Raw genomic sequence first — 18,234 nt, forward strand, 5'->3', positions numbered from 1 at the left:
ACGCCACCTCACGAAGCGCATTTCTGTAGGGAAAATCGCCACTGCAAGGATTCGTGCAACGACGCACGGCCGACGCGCGGCACGCATCACACAGGTGTCGCGATGCACCTCGGTGCTGAGGCGCACCAGTAGCGCCGAGCACGCCGGTTACGACACTCCGCGCGCCCCTAGGCGGCCGCCTCCTCCGCACGCTGCCACCTGCGCGCCGATGCCTCGGCCACCGTCACACCGGGCGGATTGAGATAGCAGGTGCGCCAGCGCAGGTAGCCCCACTGCCAGTGGTACTCGCGCCCGGTCAGCTGCAATGCTTCATCGAAGTCGTCGGGGCGCTGCCGCCAGTCAGTCAGCGCTTCCAGCTCCTGCACCGACATTCCCAACGGCACCCGTGGCTGGAACATCTGCCCGGAGCGTTGGATGCGCTCGCGCTCCTGCCGATGGGACCGCTCAATCGCATCCAGCTCACGCATCCGCTGCTGATACGCCTCGCGCTCGCGCCGCTGCACGTGAACCCACTCGTCATCGTCCAGCCCGAATGGCTTGAACCACGCCCGCGAGTCGTGCACGTAACCGTCCAGAAATGTTGCCACTGCCTGCGGTGGCGCCTGCCGCGAGTCCCAGATCGATTGGATCTGGCCGTCCAGCCACTGCTGCTCCTTTTTGCCCCGCAACCTCGCCTGCACGAAATCCTGCACGGGAATACCCTGGAACCGAGGCGGCGTGGCCATGCCGTGGTGGGCCGCGAAAGGTTCCTCGGTGCGCAGGCGGGCCGTGGCGTTGTTGTAGCGCATCGCCCGCGCCTCCTGCACCAGCTCGGCATTGCCGCCACCCAGGTCCGCGCGGTCCTGCGCAGGCGCCTGCAGGTAGCCCGGCAGGCGATCGAAGTCATCCAGATGCTGCCGACGCCACAGCAGGTACTGGCGATAATGGGCATACATCAGCACCGCGGTGCGGTTGGCCTTGGCGGCGGGGGTGCTGGCCGGCAGGAACGGCGCCATCGCCTGCAGGTACGCGTTGTAGTGCTGGCGTAGTTTCGGGGAGACCTCGAACTGAGCGGCGGTTTCCTTATCCGCTTCGTCCATCGGCAGCAACGGCACCCCTGCTGCCAGCGCATGCCGGTACATGTCGCATAGCGGAATCTGCGAAAGCTTGTCGGCATCCTTCGGCGAACGCCCCTGCTCACCGGGCGTGTAGCCGCCGCCCACATCCGAATGTACCCCGGGGTAGATGATCTGCTCGCAGTTCGCGCCGTCCACCAGGTCCACCGGGAACGAACCGCGTACTTCATGCGCGGCCACCATGTGCACACAGCGGCGCACATCGGCGGGAATGCGCAGGTCTTCGGCTGTTGCCCAGCCGCCATGGCCATCGAATACCGATTCAAAGAAGCTCTGCGCGGCACCTACCGAAGCGACCGTATCGAACAAGCCCATGAAATCGATCTGCACGGGAATACCGCACAGCCGTAGCGGCCCGGGACCGGGGTCGCAGGCATCGCCGAGCCAGTTGCAGAACACGCGCGCCTCGGTGGCGCCGCGTGAGAAGCCGAACACCGATACACGGATGCGATCCACCCGGGGATTCTGCGCTTGGAACGGCGCTACCTTCTTCGCCAGAAAGGCACGGCGCTCCTGCAACACCGCGCGACGCGAGGTGTGATCGGCACGCGCCAGATGGGTACCACGCACCCGTTGCAGCGCACCGACCATGTTCCAGAAGCCGCCGCTAAGTGAGTTGCGAAGATCGATTTCCTCCTGCCCTTGGTTGACGGCAAGGTAGTTGGACAGCGACATCCGCGCCGCCTGCGCCAGTCGCTCTACGTCCTGCAGGTGCAAGCGGAGATCGGCACTCATCTTGCGCGCGATGGGGACGGTGGAATCGAAGCCCATGGCCTTGGTGACGGTGGTACCTGCGAAATGGTCGAGGAGATGATCCTGAACCTGCATCAGCATCCAGTTCGCCCGACCCTCGCCGCCCCAGCCGGCTGCCGCGCCAGCGCGCGCATGCCAGCCGGTGCCGGTATCGCCAATTTCTTTCAGCGCCTCGGTACCGACGCCTTGGATATAGCTCGCGAAGCGAGCTGCTCGCCCACCATGACTCGAGCCCTGATCGCGATCATATACATCAAAAAGTCGCGCGATGTTTGATTCAGTCTTATCTTTCCGACGAAGAGAGTTCAGCCTGTGGTTTCGCGTTCCATCGAAAAAGCAGCCAATTAAGAGATCCGTACCACAATCGGAAGATGATTCAACAGTCGCACTGGCATTGCGAGCCAGTTCACGATCGCTCAACTTGGTCATATTGCCAAAAGCTGGAGGCGATACAGCCACTCTCATTCCATTACCTCCTCAACAGCGGTCTCCGCAAGAAATCGGGCAATCCTTTCCTCGTCACGCTCGCGCCCTGCAAACTTAATGTCATATGCAAAGCCAGGATAACCGGGCGTATAAGGTGTAGCCACCACCCGAACCTCGTCACCCGGAAAGTAGAAAAAGTAAATGAATCCATCAAGAAACGGCTTGTACGGAGCGACAAGGATGTCCCTCTCAACATAGCCCTTGGGATCCTTGATAAACATACTGCTGGTGCGATAGACCACCGTAACCTTCAGTCCGGGATGCCAGAGGCGCGGTAACGTCACGCAGCAGGTGGCAGCATTTCCGCTTGCGCGAGCCCGCATAGCCCCAGCCCAAGCATCGTTAATGAAAACTATCCCCAACCCCTCATCCGAGTAGTTGGCAATACCAATTTTCAGATTCATCTCCGGTGGCGCATCGGTAATATCATGACCAGTATCAGGCTCAATAATGCGTGGCTTCGGCGGAGCAGGCGGTAGCGGGCCCATGCTGAAGTCCATGAACTTGAGGACCAGGCCAGTCAAGGCAAACAGCGCCAGACCGATCAGAGCAACCCTGACAAAGACCTTTTTCACCAAGGCCATTCGCTCGACGCTCTTCATTCAAACGCCCCCTCGTCTACGACGCAGGTTGGGGTAGATGATCTGCTCGCAGTTCGCGCCGTCCACCAGGTCCACCGGGAACGACCCGCGTACTTCATGCGCGGCCACCATGTGCACACAGCGGCGCACATCAGCGGGAACGCGCAGGTCTTCGGCCGACGCCCAACCACCGTGGCCATCGAACATCGACTCAAAGAAGCTCTGCGCGGCACCTACCGACGCGACCGTATCGAACAAGCCGACGAAATCGATCTGCACCGGAATTCCACACAAGCGCAGGGGCCCGGGGCCTGGGTCGCACGCATCGCCGAGCCAGTTGCAGAACACGCGCGCCTCGGTAGCGCCGCGCGAGAATCCGAACACCGATACACGGATGCGGTCTACCCGGGGATTCTGCTTCTGGAACGGAGCAACCTTCTTCGCCAGAAACGCGCGCCGCTCCTGCAACACCGCACGGCGCGACGCATGATCGGCGCGCGCCAGATGGGTACCACGCACCCGCTGCAACGCGCCGACCATGTTCCAGAAGCCGCCGCTCAGTGAGTTGCGAAGATCGATTTCCTCCTGCCCTTGGTTGACCGCCAAGTAGTTGGACAGCGACATCCGCGCCGCCTGCGCCAAGCGCTCTACGTCCTGCAGGTGCAAGCGGAGATCGGCACTCATCTTACGAGCGATGGGGACGGTGGAATCGAAGCCCATTGCTTTGGTGACGGTGCCGCCCGCGAAATGATCGAGGAGGTGGTCTTGGACCTTCAACAGCATCCAATTCACCCGCCCCTCTCCACCCCAACCCGCCGCTGCACCGGCACGAGCGTGCCAGCCGGTGCCGGTGTCACCAATCTCTCCCAATGCCTCTGTACCTACACCTTGAATGTAGCTGGAAAACTTGGTCTTTCGTCCGTTCTCCATACTTGATTTATCGACATCAAAAACATCAAAGAGTCGCGACACGTTACTCTCACTCATATCGCCACGTCTCTTGGAGGCTAACCCGTGATTTCGAGTTCCGTCAAAGAAGCAACCAACTGACAAATCCACCCCGCAATCAGATTTAGGCGCCCCAAGCGAGGCCGCGTATCGCCCTAAATCTCGCACATTGAGCTGCATAGGGCGCCCCAACACTGGAGACGACACTCTCACTCTCATTGCTTTTCCTCATCGCCATTTGTAGCTTCTAGAAAATCATCAATCCTCTCCATGTCACGCTCTCGATCAGCAAAACCGATGTCGTAGCCGAACCCTGGATATCCCGGCGTGTATGGAGTTGCCACAACCCGCACCTGATCATCCGGGAAGTACATGAAGTAGATGAAACCATCCAAGAAGGGCTCATAGCGAGGCAGCACCACCTCCTTTTCCACATAGCTGTGCGGATCATTCAGAAACATAGTGCTGGTGCGGTAGGCCACCGTCACCTTTAGGCCTGGATGCCAAAGACGAGGGAGCGTCACACAACAGGTACGCCCATTGCTACTAGCTCTAGCCCGCATTGCACCACCCCATGCGTCATTTATGAAAACCTTACCCAAGCCTTCATCAGAGTAGTTGGCGATCCCGATTGTCAGACTCATTTCCGGCGGAGCATCAGTAATGTCATGGCCAGTATCAGGCTCAATGATGCGAGGATTCGGAGGACTGGATGGTGCTGGCACTAGCCTGAAGTCCATGAATTTCAGCACCAAGCCAGTCAAGGCAGACAGCGCCAGCCCGATCAGAGCACCCCTGACAAGAACCTTCTTCACCAGAGCCATTCGCTCGACACCTTTCATTTAAGCGCGCCCTCAGCTACGGAGCGTACTGGGGTAAATGATCTGCTCGCAGTTCGCGCCGTCCACCAGGTCCACCGGGAACGAACCGCGTACTTCATGCGCGGCCACCATGTGCACACAGCGGCGCACATCGGCGGGAATGCGCAGGTCTTCGGCTGTTGCCCAGCCGCCATGGCCATCGAACACCGATTCAAAGAAGATCTGCTCTGCACGGGAATGACTCTGCACTCGCTCCGGCGTTGCGAGCTGCTTCGCGATCGTTAAACCTGACCATACTCCCAGAAGCTGGAGAAGATAACGCCACCCTCATTCGTGCACCTCCTTGGGCAAAGTTTGCAACAGGAACTTCGTGACCCTCTCTTGGTCGCGCTCACGGCTGGCGAACTCTATGTCGTATTGGAACTTCGGATAACCAGGAAAATACGGCGTCGCCACCACTCGCACCTGGTCATCCGGGAAGTACATGAAATAGATGAAGCCATCAAGAAATGGTCGATACCGCGCTACAGGAACATCTCGTTCAACATAGCTACTGGGATCCTTGAGAAACATGCTGCTGGTGCGGTAGGCCACCGTCACCTTCAACCCCGGATGCCAAAGACGAGGCAAGGTCACGCAGCAGGTGGCAGCATTTCCGCTTGCGCGAGCCCGCATAGCTCCCGCCCAGGCCTCATTGATGAAGACCGTCCCCAATCCATCATCCGAGTAGTTGGCCACGCCGATTGTCAATGACATCTCTGGCGATGCATCAGTAATGTCGTGACCAGAAGCAGAGTCGATGATGCGTGGCTTCGGAGGACCGGGCGGCAGTGGGCCCATCCTGAAGTCCATGAACTTCAGCACCAGACCTGCCACAGCAAGCAGCGCCAGTCCAATCAGAATCACCCTCGTCAGAGACTTCTTCATGGCGTCTCATCTTCGCCATGGCGCCCATTCCTCGCGGCAACCGCCTTGATCGTCATCCGATGCGCCAGCGCGGGATGGTCGATGCCTCGGCGTGCCAGACGTCCCAGCACGTGTTCCGCGCAGCGATGCACCTGCGAGGGCAGCATGCCGTCCGGGCGCAGCACGGGCCGCTGCAGAATGAAGCGCGTGATGGCATCGGCATGGCTTCCGCTCCGTAGTGTGGCCTCCTGCGCCGCGGTGAACGTGAGCGGCCTGGCGTCGGCATCGAACGGCACTCCCCCCTTGCCGGTCACGCACATCCAATCTCCGATGCGGGTGGGCAGGTGCCAGTCGTGTAGACCGCCCAGCACGCGTGTCCGCTGTGCATCGTCCAGCGCATCCAGCAGGCGGGCGGCGGCACGCCCATCGGCCCAACGCAGCAGCCACGGCTGGCCGGTGCTGGAACGGCCCTCCCATATCCGCCGGAGATGTTCGGCCAATGCATGCGGGTCGGCGGTGCTGCGCAGCACCGACAGCATCGGCGCGCCGTTGCTCAGGTCCAGCAGCGCCTGCCAGCAGCGTTCGCGTGCTCTGGCTTCGTCCGGCAGGACTACCAGGCATGGCGACAACCGGTCCAACCCTTTGCCGGTATAGCGATGCGTAAACAGCGGCACCACTTCAGCGGCCAGTGCGCGCAGCTGCACCCAAGCCTCTGGCGCGAATGCCATGTCCAGCAGCGCACAGGCGGGCTGCGCGTCCACACGCTGGTCGCCGGGGGTCTGCCACGGCAACGGGGAATGCCGCCACGGATCGATCCACGGGGCGTCAGCCATTTTTCGCAGACCATGGCAGGCCGGCCTGCATCGCCTTCAGCAGGCACTCCACGCAGACCGTCTGTGCGAACTGCGGCAGCGGAAACAGCTCCTGCACCGGACCGGTGAAGTGCCGGTTGCCGGCTTTGATGGTCAATGTGCCTGGACAGCTCACCCGCAGGTGCCCGTCCGCCAGGGTGATCGAAGCGCCGCCGGCAGTTGCGATGTGCAGCGTGTTGCCTGCCGCCAGTTGCACCTCCCCCTGCTGGCTGGCTGCCAGCAGCCCGGCGCGCGCCTGCAGGTGGACGGCGTCTGCCTGCGCCTGCATATCAAGCACCTGTTGGCCAGCCACCACGCTCAACCCGGCACTTCCCGGATTGCGTGTGGCACCCGCCAACACACCTATGGCCTGGCGGCACTGCCAACGCCCATGGCCGACAACGGTCACCGACGAACTGCCGCCACTGGCCAGCAACGTACTGTGCCCCACGCCCAGCTGGATCGCCTTCCCGGCCACCTGGCAGATGCCTGCCGGTGCGGACAGGCCAAGCACCGCAGACCCGGTTGCAGGGATGTCTTCGTCAGCGCCCTGCAGCCGCTGCGATGCCGCCACGCTGTCGGCCAGGGTCTGCAGCACGCTGGCACCGTTACCCTCGATGGCAGGGCCGCGCAGCCGCACTGTGCGCTGCTGCCGTGCCGCTTCATCAAAGGAGTGCGCCAGCACGAGCGTCTGCCGCAACAGCGCGACCGGCGCAGCGCGCAGACCGGCCGGGGTGGCCGCGGAGCGCTGCATGCTGTCCAGCCACAGGCCTGCCGTGGCACGCACGGCGCCCCACGCGTCGCTGCGCAGTTCGAATCCACTTCCGCGCAGGCTGCCGCGGAAATTGTGCTGCAGGTGACGCAGATGACCCATGCTGATCGCGCTGTGGCATTGCGTTGTGCCAAGCCGTACCTGCAGCTGGTCATCGCTGTCGTCGAACTCGAGACTGTTGCCGCCATGGCCGTCCCAGCTCTGCGAGCTGATGCCCCATACGGCGCCGGCATTACGCTGGGCCGATTCACCCGCGCCTGCAGCATGCCAGCGCGGGGCGTTGCCACCGGCCAGGTTGTTCTGGGCACTGCTGCCAGCATCGCTGGACAGCCCCAGCGCTTCAGCGCGTGACTCGCCCTGGCCGTTGTAGAGCGCACCCATCACGATGGGGCGGCAGAGGTCGCCGTTGATGAACTCCACCACCACCTCCTGGCCGACGCGGGGCAGGAACTGACTGCCCACGCCGGGGCCGGCAAAGGTCTGGGCGACGCGCAGCCAACCGCTGTCGGCCCTGCTGTCGGTGGCAAAGCCGAACCGCACACGGATGCGCCCGTTGCTGTCCATGTGCAGCGGTGCACCGTCATCGCCGCCGAGCACGGTGGCCAGTTGAGGGCCGGGGGCCGCCGACCGCCCTGCCCTGCCATCCGGAGAACGTCGCCACCGACGGTCGTACGGCATGGCCTCGAAGCGATTGGCATAGCCCAGCCTCTGCGCGCGGTCGGCGGGCACGGTGTCGGGCAGTGCGTGCAGCGGCAGGTGATCCTGCAGTTCGAGAACCTCAGGCAGCGTGTTGACCGCTGCGTGCTGCACCGCTGTAAGCAGCAACGCGGGCGCTACTCGCTGGCCGGGCTCTGGCAACACCTCGAATGCGTAGCCGGGCTGGAAGTCCGGCTCGGTGCCTTCGCCGGTCCAGCGCCGCTGCTCACACAACGCTGCCTCGGTGTCGCGCATCACCTCGGCCAAGGCCTCGCGCGAGGTCTCCCACGCCGCGTGGCGTGCCGGCGAATAGTCCTCCAATGGGCCACTGGCCACAGTGCGTACAGGCAGGCTGGCCGAAACCACACGCAACGGATCGTCCAGATCCGCCACCCGGGACATGTGGGTCGGCACGACGCGACAGGTCTCATGCAACAGCGCGATGCCCGCGTCATCGGGCACGCGCTGGGTCTGGTGCAGGCGCCGGGGCCGTGACAGCAGCGAGCATCGGGTACTGTCGCCGAAGATCATCAGCGTATGCCCGCCCGGTACATCGGGCAGCGTGCGGATGCACCAGCCCAGGCCTTCATCGGCCATCAACTGCTGCAGGAACGCCATGTCCGATTGGCGGTACTGCACACGATAGCCACGGCACCGGCGATCGATGGCAGCAGTACTTCCAACGTGCCAGGACCAATGCGCCAGCGGCGCATGCACCGAGAGCACCGTGCTGATGATGCTGGCCACGTCCTGATCCTGGAACACGCGACTGTGGCGGCTGTCATGCAGCCAGGCGGTCCAGTCGGCCAGGTGCACGCGGTACCGGACGAGACGGCCTGCGCAGGCCAAGCGCTCGACACTGCGGATCAGCCCGACCCGGACAACGTCTGCACCGTCCGGCAGTCGTGTGGTGATGCTTGCCGGCCGGGCCACCCAATCATCCAGGCTGTGCTCGCACGCCTCGCCCAGCAGATCGATCTGGCAGCGCAGGCCTTCGGACAACGATTCGCTGCCGTGCCAGCGCTCCACGATCAACCGCAATGCGGTGGGACCGCAGAATCGATGGACGCGCGACGACGCCTCGTGGGCAGCAACGAACGACGATCGGTGATCCATGGCAGTTCCTTGACAAACACAGCGCGCGAAGAAACGCGCTTTCCATGCTTCAAGCCTTGGCGGATCAATGCCGAGGACGCAATCCGAAAAGTGTCTGAAAAGCGTCGAAGATCAATTTCTGCCCGGTATTACAGCCTTCGCCCGATGCATCGCGGGGGCGTGCAGCCGTTGCCGAGCCACCAGTAAGGCGGAATACGACAACGGCTGTGGGGCGGTGCCTCGCGCGCGGCGACTATTGCAGCGTCGCCGAACCCCGATTCCTTTCGGCCTGCAACTGCCGCTGTGCGTGGCAGGTCAGCTCCCGCGCAGCCAGCAGAAGGCCATTCATCGCATCCGGGGGCACGACCTGCGACGGGCCTCCCCGGGTGCGCGCGACATGCACGGCATACATCATCCGGGTCAAGCTCGTGATTCCTGCGACGGTGTGCCGGATGCCTGCCAGCGTGCCAGCCTCCGGGGCACTCAGCCCGGTGCGCTGCGTGGAACCGTCGATGTCCATCTGCCCCTTCAGCATCGGCATCAGGCCATCGGGTCCGGACAGTACGTCCTCAACGCGCTGGGCGATTTCGACGGACAGCTGCCTGATCGATTCGCCGACCAGTTGGTACAGGTTCGGGTAATGGGTGCGGTATGACATGGCGCAGCTCCTGGCGGTCGGCGGATAATCCCGGCAGAAGCATCTGACTCTGTGCTCGTCGGTCCGTCAGGGGGCAAATGCGCCAACAGCACAATCGGATCGCCGAACCGTGAGCCCTGACACGCACCAGCACCACAACGCCCGCGGGGATCGCGAACCGGACGGCCCCGGACGGGCGTATTCGTGCTGCGTACGACAGTCGATTCACGCCCTGCGTGGGGCTCACGTGCCGACCAAGGTCGGCACCTACCAAAGCAGCGGCCCTTACAACGGCTTCGGCGAGAACGTCAGGGTGGCGATTACACCGCGCTCGCCGCCCGGGCGCACGCTTACCTGCCAGCCGTACAGATCGCACAGGCGGCTGACGATCGACAGGCCGATGCCGCCGCCCTGCGAATGGCCGGCATGGGTACCGCGATAGCCACGCTGGAACAGCTTGGCCGCGTCTTCTTCGCTCAGGCCCGGGCCGCTGTCGGTCACCGAGACCGCGTTGGCGCTCACGTGCACGCGCACTTCGCCATCCTGCGAGTACTTCACGGCATTGCCGATCAGATTGCCCAGGGCCACCGACAGGGCCGCTTCCGGCGCGTCGATCACCAGATCGCGTTCGCCTTCCAGCGCCAGTTCCAGCGGCTTGCCACCCAGCTGTGCACGGTGCGCATCCAGCAACTGCTCGGCCACCCGCGCGACGTTGCTGGTGCCCTGCCCGCGCTCGTTGCGCGACAGCAGCAGCAGCGCGCCGATCAGGTCGCTGCACTGCTGTTCGGCGCGCTGGATGCGCTGCAGACGCTGCAGCACCTTCTCATCCAGACCGGGGCGGGTCAGCAGCAGCTCGGTGGCGCCGCGGATCACCGCCAGCGGCGTGCGCAGTTCATGGCTGACGTCGGCATTGAACTCGCGGTCGCGCTGCACCACTTCGGTCAGCCGCGACGAGTAATCATCCAACGCCTGTGCCAGCTGCCCCACCTCATCGTCGGGGAAGCGCGGCGCCAGCGGTTCGGGATCGCTGGTGCCGCCGCGATAGGCACGCAGCCGCGCCGCCAGGTCCGAGACCGGCTTCATCACCTTCGACGCCGACCACCAGCCCAGCACCAGCGACAGCACGCTGAACACCAGCACCGACAACACCAGCGCGCGGTTGAGCTGTTTGCCACCGCGCACGCTGTCGGTCATGTCGTAAGCCAGGAACGCCCAGGCGTCGGGCGTCTTGCGCACGGCCAGCTTGTAGGCGTAAGGCTGACCGCGTTCGTCAGTACCGGAAATGTTGTGGTTGCCATCGGGCAACGCTGCCCAATCCGGCTCTTCCTCGCGCAATGCCTCGAACTTGTCGGGCTTGACGAGGCGCGCGCGCATCTGCTGCACGGGCAGGTCGGGGTTGCGATCCGGGCTTTCGTAGAACCGACGCACATACTCGTTGATATTGCGGTTCATGACGTCTTCCACCAACTGGTTTTCCACCCGCATGCGGGCCCAGTTGGTGGCGAACGCGAACAGTGTTGTCAGGCAGAAGCCCAACAACACGAACGAGACGATGATGCGGCTGCGCAGGCGCCGCCGGTAAGGCGTGCGCCGACGCTCCCCTTTCGCTGCCACCGAATCAGGCTTCCGGGGTGGCGATGCGGTATCCGATGCCATGGCGGGTCTGGATCAGCGGCACTTCAAACGGCTTGTCGACCACCGCACGCAAGCCATGGATGTGCACGCGCAGCGAATCGGAGTCGGGCAGTTCCTCGCCCCACACGCGGGTTTCCAGCTCCTGGCGGGTCACCACGGCCGGGGCCGCTTCCATCAGCGCCTGCAGGATCTTCAGTGCGGTCGGGTTGAGCTGCAGCAACTTGCCCTGGCGACGCACTTCCAGCGTATCCAGGTTGTACTCCAGGTCGCCGGTTTCCAGCACACGGGTCTGCACGCCCTTGCCCCGGCGCGACAGGGCATTCAGACGTACTTCCACTTCCTGCAGCGCGAACGGCTTGATCAGGTAGTCGTCGGCGCCGGAATCGAAGCCGGCCAGCTTGTTGTCCAGCGAATCGCGCGCGGTCAGCATCAGCACCGGGGTCTGCTTGCGCGCTTCATTGCGCAGCTTGCGGCAGACTTCGATACCGTCCATGCCGGGCAGGTTGAGATCCAGCACGATCGCGTCGAACTCGTGCACCACGGCCAGATGCAGGCCGGTGACCCCGTCAGCCGCGAAGTCCACCGTGTGCCCGCGGTCCTCCAGGTAATCACCCAGGTTGGCCGCAATGTCGCTGTTGTCTTCGATTACCAGAATTCTCACTGTCACCTCTAATTGACGAATTTGCCGGTGCGCTGGGCCTGGCTCATATCACGCTGTGCCCTGTCCTTCTGCCGGGCGCGCTCGGCGACGGTGGTGCACTGCGTCGTAGACCGGTTCGATCCCGTCGCCTTTTCACGTTGGCATATTAGACGACTATCCTCACGCGCCTGTGTCAAAACCGTGTTCACGATCTGCTGGTCGTTGAAGACGTCGGTTCGCACCTGTTCAGGCATCGCATCGCGGTTCGGATGCTGCTCGACGGCCGTACGCATGCGCACCAGCGCCTCGCGCACGCGGCTGCGGTCGGTCTGCTTCAATTCGCTGTAGGTCTCGCCATCGTTGAGTTCGATTTCGATGCGCTCGATCTGCTGCTGCAGCGGCTTGCCGGGGATGAAGACTTCACCGGCCTCTTTGGACGCAGAGGCGGCGGTGGCCAGGGTCAGCCCCGAGAACAGCATCGCCGACATCAGGAGGGACTTCATGACAAACGAATCCTTGTTTGAATGGATCGCTGACTGTATTCGCACCGCCTTCACGCCAGCAAGTGCCAAGCGCAGGGGCGGCGGACGGCCTAGCGGTTGCCGGGAGGCGAGAGGTCGGTGAAGGTGCGCTGGTCATGGAGCAGGGCCTTGCCCTTCTCCTCGATGCGCCGCCGTTCGGCCACGGTCATGCAGCGGCTTTTGGGCATGTTGCTGCCGGTGGTGCGGGTGTATTGGCAGACCTGCCGGCTGTCGTCATGGGCCCGGGCCAGCACGGTATTGACCCGTTCCTGGTCGTTGAAGACGTCGTTCTGGACCTGCGGCGGCAGTTCCTGCAGCGTCTGGTGGTCCCCCATCCGCTGGGTGATGCGCGCCAGTGCCTGTCGCACCTGGGCGCGGTCATCCGCGGAGATCTCACTGTAGTCGCCGTCGTCCAGGGCCTTTTCGACCTTCCGGATCTGTTCGGCCACCGGCATCTGCCGGTCCATCTGTACAACGGCTTTTTCCGGCTTGGCGACAGCCGTGCCTGCCAGCCCCAGCAACAACGCGATCATGGTGACGCGATACATCGCTTGCCTCCGATCCATCCAGGAACGATGGCGGCCACTCTACGGCCGTCACGGCGCCTCCACAAGCGGCGCGCCCGGCCCATAAAAAAGACCCAGGCGGTGCCCCCGCCTGGGTCTGAAGTTGTATCCCGATACCGATCCTGCTGAGAGGCAGAGCTGCGGTTCGCTGAAGGCTACGCCGGGGCCGATTAAAGGCATGTTAAACCCCGCCTCATCAACCCATGAGATTTATAAGCAGCTGAATAATCAGGGCTTTTTAAGCTTCTCCACGTGCTCGATGATGCGCGTGGCCACGTCCACCCCGCACGCTGCTTCGATGCCCTCCAGCCCCGGCGTGGAGTTGACCTCCAGCACCAGCGGGCCGCGCGCGGAACGGATCAGGTCCACCCCGCATACCGACAGGCCCAGCGCCTTGGCCGAGCGCACCGCGACCTGTTGTTCGGCCCGGCTGGCCTTGGCCGCCACCGCCGTACCGCCGGCATGCAGGTTGGAGCGGAAGTCGCCCTCCGGCGCCTGCCGCTGCATCGAGGCCACCACCTGGTCGCCGACCACGAAGCAGCGCAGGTCCGCGCCCTTGGCCTCGCCGATGAACTCCTGCATCAGGAAGTTGGCGTACAGCCCGCGCAGCGCCTCGACGATGCCACGCGAGGCGCTGGCCTTCTCGGTGAGGATCACACCGCGACCCTGGGTGCCTTCGTTGAGCTTCACCACATGCGGCGGCGGGCCGAGCATGGACAGCAGGTCGACGGTGTCGTCGGGGTTGTCGCCGAACACGGTGACCGGCATGTCGATGCCCTTGGCGGCCAGCAGCTGGTGCGCGCGCAGCTTGTCACGCGAGCGCAGGATCGCATCGGACGGATTGGGCGTGCGCGCCCCCATCAGTTCGAACTGGCGCAGCACCGCCGTGCCATAGCGGGTGATCGAGGCACCGATGCGCGGGATGACCATGTCCACGCCGGTCATCGGCCGGCCCTTGTAGTGCATCGAGAAGCCATCGGCGGCGATGCGCATGTAGCAGCGCAGCGGGTCGAGGATACGCACGGTGTGGCCGCGCGCGCGCGCCGCCTCGACCAGCCGGCGGGTGGAATACAGGGAGCTGTTGCGGGACAGGATGGCGAGCTTCATCGCGGCGGGATCGGGCGGCAGGCGCGCAGCATAGCGCGCGCGTGTGGCGGGCGGATGATGCCGCGCCCGATGACGCCGGCACCGCCGCAGAGGCTGTGCCAAGATGGCGACGCCGGCCACAGGACAGGAACACGGCCGGCTTACACAACCCAAGGAGAACCACAGATGCGAATGGGAATTCCGCTGTTGTTGCTGTTTGGCCTGGCGGGTGGCGCCACCGAAGTGCATGCCGCGCCCACCCATGCCGTCTCCCGGCTCTATTTCGACGCCAGCAACACGCTGATTGGCCAGAGCCTGCGCTACTGCACCGGCAGAACCCAACACCAGGGGGCTGCCTCACATACCAACACCCGCTGGATCGATGTCACCTATGCCTGCAACGGCGACTCGACCGAGGTGAGCTACGGAGGCTGGGTACCGGCCGACCTGCGGCAGGATTTCTGCGGCCTGTATGACGCCTGCACCTTGTTGATGCCGTGGCCGGAACACACGTTGCCCGGCCCGCTGGCGCCCGGCTTCAATTCCGACTGACCGGCCGCCCCGCAGCAACGTCTCCGGCGATGAAGCCATCGTCGCCGGAGACACCTTTCGACAGTGCGATGATTTCCTCCATGCGTGCGCGCGCCTGTTGCATCTGCTCGGGCGCAAGCATCCCATGGCTGTACAGCTCCTCAAGCGAGTTGTAACCACACACACCGGCGCGGCACATGCGTTGGAGGATGGGGGAATCGGCGCCGCACGGTACGCCCTTTCGGCAGCCCGCCAGCATCCACGCGGCCTCCTCGACGGGACTGCCCACCTTGTAGGGCTTCATTTCCTGGATGCGGTGCGAGGCGGCTCCCCCCATGGTTGCCGCAAGCGCCATGTAGGCTTCGCCGTCGTCCTGCATGAGCACGGCTTCGACAAACGTTTTGTGGTCCTCCACCGAAAGATCCTGATCCGCGAGGTGGAGGCCTGGCGCCGCCTGCTCGATCTGTGCAGCGAGGCTCCCCTGCTTCACGGCCAGCGCCTGGTAGCGTCTCGCATTGCGAATGCCACTCACAACGTCCCTGGACATACCCTCGCATCGCGCCTTGAACCACGCCGTGCTTCGCTCGAATGCGATCTTCTTCTCCTGCGCGATGTCCAACCCGGCGAGCGAGCCCCAATCAAGAATGACGGCGCAGTCGTCATGGATGCGCCCGAGTACAAAACTCGCGTTTGCGTCACCGCCGCTGGACAGGAACTCAAGGTCCCCCATCAGCGGTTGAACGTTCCGTGCGGTGTAGTACTTCTGATAAGCGGCGGGCGCATTTCCCCTGGCCGCCATGCCGGAGTTCGCGACTCCTGTGGCGGGGATGACCGTGGCGCTTGCGGCGCGCGCTGCATCTCCGGCTTCAGAAGGGGCTGTGCTGTCCGTGCACGCTGTGGTTGCAAGTGCCAGTGCCAGCACTGGAGCCAGCAGAACCGTGTTCCATCGTGAGATGGCCCGCATCCTCATTCCTTGTCCCAACGTCATCATCCGGCGTGAAGGCGCATTCACTCTAGTGATGCCGCACGCCGCTCACAAGGCTGGATCGACAGGCACACGAAAGCGGGCATCAAGCGCCCGTGTCTGCAGTGCAAAAGAAGGAGGTGCGATGGAGCGGGCGATGGGAACATCATCGTGTTCCCAACTCGTTGATTGATAACGAGTTTTCCGCACTCGGCGAACCGAGATGGACATAATTATGGACTGAAAACCACGCTTGGTCAACGCGCGCTCCGAGCAAGTCCAGTGCGAGCCATGGACAGCCAGCAGTAGCCAATGTACCCGAGCGCTCAACGTCACGAGGCCGGTTCATCTCCCTTTGGCAGGAACTCCTCGCGGGCGCGCTGCAGAAACCGCTTCATGGGCTCAGAGGGTTCGGCGCTGCGGCGCAGCAGGTAGGTAGACAGCATGGGCGGCGTGCCGGCCAAGGGGCGAACGGTTATGTCGGGGCGGTTCAGGGTCTGCACCTGCGAGGCAATGGCGAAACCTAGGCCATAACCGGCACCGACCAGAGTCAGCATCACGCCTAGGCTCGTCACCTGATCTACCAGCTTGAGCGGCTTGGACGCACCTTGAAGCACCGCCTGGATCTGGTGGTGGCAGCCCGATCCCGCGTCCGGATGGCACAGTACCAACGGAAACTTCAAGGCTTCATCCAATGGCACTTCCGCGTGCGCCAACAAGGGGTGGCGCACGGGCACGATCACCGACAGAGGATCGGTCCACACGGGCTCGGCGACAAGGCCTTCGCTCACCGCGTCCGACAGCGCAAAGCCGATGTCCAGCAGATCGTTGTGCAGGCCCTTGAGCTGCTGCGCGAAAGGCAGCTCGAAGACGCGAATCTCCAGTTCGGGCTCTTCCTCGCGGCTGCGCGCCAGCAAGGTGGCAATGTGGGGCTGCGCCAAGCTGTCGCAGATGGCGATGCGCAGATAACCCTGATAGCCCTGCGCCGCCGCCTTTGCGGCACTCACCGCCTGCTCCACGGTGGCCAGCACACGCCGGCACTCACCGAGGAACACTTGACCGGCCCAGGTCAGTCGCGTCTGGTGCGCGCTGCGGTCGAACAACTGCACGCCGAGCGTGGCTTCGAGATTGCGCATTGCGCGCGACACAGGCGATTGTTCTACGCCAAGGCGCTCGGCCGCTCGCGCGAAATGCAGTTCTTCCGCGACCGCAACGAAATAGCGCAGTAGTCTGAGTTCCAATGCGGCCTCCTGTTTGCCTCGTTCCTGGCCTGCGTCCACCTCATGCGGATTGCGCCTCGCTTTCTCCTTCGATGATTGGCAAGAGGTTCCGGCGTTGCATGCTTGCCTATTCGGATAGGCAGATCGCATCCGAAAATTACGGAGGTTGAGGCGGAACGCTACCTGGCCGAAGACCTGAGAACCTCAATCACCGCGACGCTGCACTACCGCCTGATCCACAGGTTCAGTTCAATCAATTCCCGGGTTGCAGCTCCACACGCACCTCGCGCGATTTGCCGGCCCGTTCCACTGACAAGACCACCACATCGCCGACCTTCCCGTCGTCTAGCCGCGCGAGCAGCTTGGCCACATCGTCCGTCGCCTTGCCATCAACATCGATGATGCGGTCGCCCGGCACGATGCCTTGCGGCGTGACTTCGACACCCGCGAGGCCGGCCTTGTGCGCTGCCGAACCAGGGGTAACACGCAACACGAACACGCCCTTGCTTCCGGTCAGTGCAAGCAGACGCTGATTGAGCTGTTCGTCCACCTCAATGCCCAGCGCCGGACGGATGTACTTACCGGTCTTGATGAGTTGCGGGACTACGCGCATGACGGTGTCCACCGGCACGGCGAAACCAATCCCGGCCGAGGCGCCGGAGGGGCTATAGATCGCCGTGTTGATGCCGATGAGCCTTCCTGCCGAATCGAGCAGCGGCCCACCGGAGTTGCCAGGGTTGATGGCGGCGTCGGTCTGGATCAGGTGATCGATGGCCGGGCCGCCCGCTTCTCCGGGTAACGAGCGGTCGAGCGCGGAGACGATGCCGGTGGTGAGCGTCCAGTCCAGGCCGAAGGGGTTGCCGATAGCGAACACCTTCTGACCCACCTTGAGGTCGGCACTGGTGCCGACCGGCACGGCCGGCGGGCGCTTGAAACCGACGCCAATCTTGAGCACGGCGATGTCGTGCGCTGGGCTCGTCCCCACCAGCGCGGCCTGGTAGTCGCGGCCATCGGCGAGTTTGACCGTGGCTTCAGAAGCACCCTGGATGACGTGGAAGTTGGTGACGACGTGGCCGGCATCGTCCCAGATAAAGCCCGAACCGGTGCCGCGCGGCATGGAAAAGACATTGCGAGTCCAGACGTCGCGCACCAGCTGCGCGGTGGTGATGTAGACCACCGAAGCGCGCGATTCTTCGAACAGTTCGATGGTGGCTTTCTCGTCCGCCGCCAGATCGCCACGCGCCGTCACGGTGCGATCTGCCGCCTCGCGCGGACTGAACCAGGCCTCGATGGCGGGCAGGAACTGCCACAGCAGCATGAGCGTGGCAATACAGGCGGTGATGAAGAGCCAGCGCCGGATGAAGGGGTCCGGTGCGGGGCGTGGGTACGGGTCGGGGTAGGCCATGAGAA

General features: G+C 63.7%; 18 protein-coding genes. 1 reads left to right on the forward strand and 17 read right to left on the reverse strand.

What is annotated here, in order from left to right; all coding sequences use genetic code 11:
- Positions 1–167 precede the first annotated feature (167 nt).
- The 14 genes from O0J73_RS00065 to rimK all read right to left on the reverse strand — a co-directional run bounded on the left by O0J73_RS00065 (position 168) and on the right by rimK (position 14,130).
- Positions 168–2,297, reverse strand: coding sequence for a DUF2235 domain-containing protein (locus tag O0J73_RS00065; RefSeq protein WP_308307709.1), 2,130 nt, complete (start codon positions 2,295–2,297; stop codon positions 168–170).
- Between the two features lie 32 nt (positions 2,298–2,329).
- Positions 2,330–2,956, reverse strand: a complete 627-nt coding sequence (locus O0J73_RS00070) for a DUF3304 domain-containing protein (protein ID WP_308307710.1) — start codon at positions 2,954–2,956, stop codon at positions 2,330–2,332.
- Positions 2,957–3,922, reverse strand: coding sequence for a DUF2235 domain-containing protein (locus O0J73_RS00075; RefSeq protein WP_345784119.1), 966 nt, complete (start codon positions 3,920–3,922; stop codon positions 2,957–2,959).
- 176 nt (positions 3,923–4,098) lie between these two features.
- Positions 4,099–4,707: a DUF3304 domain-containing protein gene (locus tag O0J73_RS00080; RefSeq protein ID WP_308307712.1), complete on the reverse strand. Its 609-nt coding sequence runs from the start codon at positions 4,705–4,707 to the stop codon at positions 4,099–4,101.
- A gap of 30 nt (positions 4,708–4,737) precedes the next feature.
- A complete protein-coding gene (locus O0J73_RS00085) occupies positions 4,738–4,953 on the reverse strand; it encodes a hypothetical protein (RefSeq protein WP_308307713.1) in 216 nt (71 codons plus the stop codon).
- 78 nt (positions 4,954–5,031) lie between these two features.
- Positions 5,032–5,631, reverse strand: coding sequence for a DUF3304 domain-containing protein (locus O0J73_RS00090; protein WP_308307714.1), 600 nt, complete (start codon positions 5,629–5,631; stop codon positions 5,032–5,034).
- Positions 5,628–6,443 carry a DUF4123 domain-containing protein gene (locus tag O0J73_RS00095; RefSeq protein ID WP_308307715.1) on the reverse strand — a complete coding sequence of 272 codons (816 nt, stop codon included), beginning with the start codon at positions 6,441–6,443 and terminating at the stop codon, positions 5,628–5,630. Before O0J73_RS00095 ends, O0J73_RS00090 begins: the two co-directional genes overlap by 4 nt.
- On the reverse strand, positions 6,436–9,045 hold the full coding sequence (gene tssI, locus O0J73_RS00100; protein ID WP_308307716.1) for a type VI secretion system Vgr family protein: 2,610 nt from the start codon (positions 9,043–9,045) through the stop codon (positions 6,436–6,438). Before tssI ends, O0J73_RS00095 begins: the two co-directional genes overlap by 8 nt.
- A 232-nt stretch (positions 9,046–9,277) precedes the next feature.
- Positions 9,278–9,682 carry a hypothetical protein gene (locus tag O0J73_RS00105; protein WP_004154406.1) on the reverse strand — a complete coding sequence of 135 codons (405 nt, stop codon included), beginning with the start codon at positions 9,680–9,682 and terminating at the stop codon, positions 9,278–9,280.
- A gap of 264 nt (positions 9,683–9,946) precedes the next feature.
- A complete protein-coding gene (locus O0J73_RS00110) occupies positions 9,947–11,317 on the reverse strand; it encodes a HAMP domain-containing sensor histidine kinase (RefSeq protein ID WP_049457171.1) in 1,371 nt (456 codons plus the stop codon).
- Positions 11,280–11,957 carry a response regulator transcription factor gene (locus O0J73_RS00115; protein WP_005410804.1) on the reverse strand — a complete coding sequence of 226 codons (678 nt, stop codon included), beginning with the start codon at positions 11,955–11,957 and terminating at the stop codon, positions 11,280–11,282. Before O0J73_RS00115 ends, O0J73_RS00110 begins: the two co-directional genes overlap by 38 nt.
- A gap of 8 nt (positions 11,958–11,965) precedes the next feature.
- On the reverse strand, positions 11,966–12,439 hold the full coding sequence (locus O0J73_RS00120; protein ID WP_308307718.1) for a hypothetical protein: 474 nt from the start codon (positions 12,437–12,439) through the stop codon (positions 11,966–11,968).
- Between the two features lie 89 nt (positions 12,440–12,528).
- Positions 12,529–13,005 carry a hypothetical protein gene (locus O0J73_RS00125; RefSeq protein ID WP_004154402.1) on the reverse strand — a complete coding sequence of 159 codons (477 nt, stop codon included), beginning with the start codon at positions 13,003–13,005 and terminating at the stop codon, positions 12,529–12,531.
- Between the two features lie 246 nt (positions 13,006–13,251).
- Complete coding sequence (gene rimK / locus O0J73_RS00130) at positions 13,252–14,130, reverse strand: 30S ribosomal protein S6--L-glutamate ligase (protein WP_005410807.1); 879 nt, start codon at positions 14,128–14,130, stop codon at positions 13,252–13,254.
- A gap of 171 nt (positions 14,131–14,301) precedes the next feature.
- On the opposite strand from rimK, the gene O0J73_RS00135 reads away from it, so the two are divergent.
- Entirely contained in the window at positions 14,302–14,661 is a 360-nt protein-coding gene (locus tag O0J73_RS00135) for a hypothetical protein (RefSeq protein ID WP_053450631.1), read from the forward strand.
- Here the strand turns inward: O0J73_RS00135 and O0J73_RS00140 are convergent.
- The 3 genes from O0J73_RS00140 to O0J73_RS00150 form a co-directional block, all read right to left on the reverse strand.
- The gene (locus tag O0J73_RS00140) at positions 14,648–15,604 is read right to left on the reverse strand and encodes a hypothetical protein (protein ID WP_308307719.1); all 957 of its coding nucleotides are present in this window, start codon (positions 15,602–15,604) and stop codon (positions 14,648–14,650) included. The two genes, O0J73_RS00135 and O0J73_RS00140, sit on opposite strands and share 14 nt — an antisense overlap.
- 332 nt (positions 15,605–15,936) lie before the next feature.
- Complete coding sequence (locus O0J73_RS00145) at positions 15,937–16,845, reverse strand: LysR family transcriptional regulator (protein ID WP_003141085.1); 909 nt, start codon at positions 16,843–16,845, stop codon at positions 15,937–15,939.
- A gap of 232 nt (positions 16,846–17,077) precedes the next feature.
- A complete protein-coding gene (locus O0J73_RS00150) occupies positions 17,078–18,229 on the reverse strand; it encodes a trypsin-like peptidase domain-containing protein (RefSeq protein WP_033959556.1) in 1,152 nt (383 codons plus the stop codon).
- Positions 18,230–18,234: the final 5 nt, after the last annotated feature.

Origin of the sequence: Stenotrophomonas sp. Sm6012 (assembly GCF_030985895.1) — a bacterium.
Lineage (GTDB): Bacteria > Pseudomonadota > Gammaproteobacteria > Xanthomonadales > Xanthomonadaceae > Stenotrophomonas > Stenotrophomonas forensis.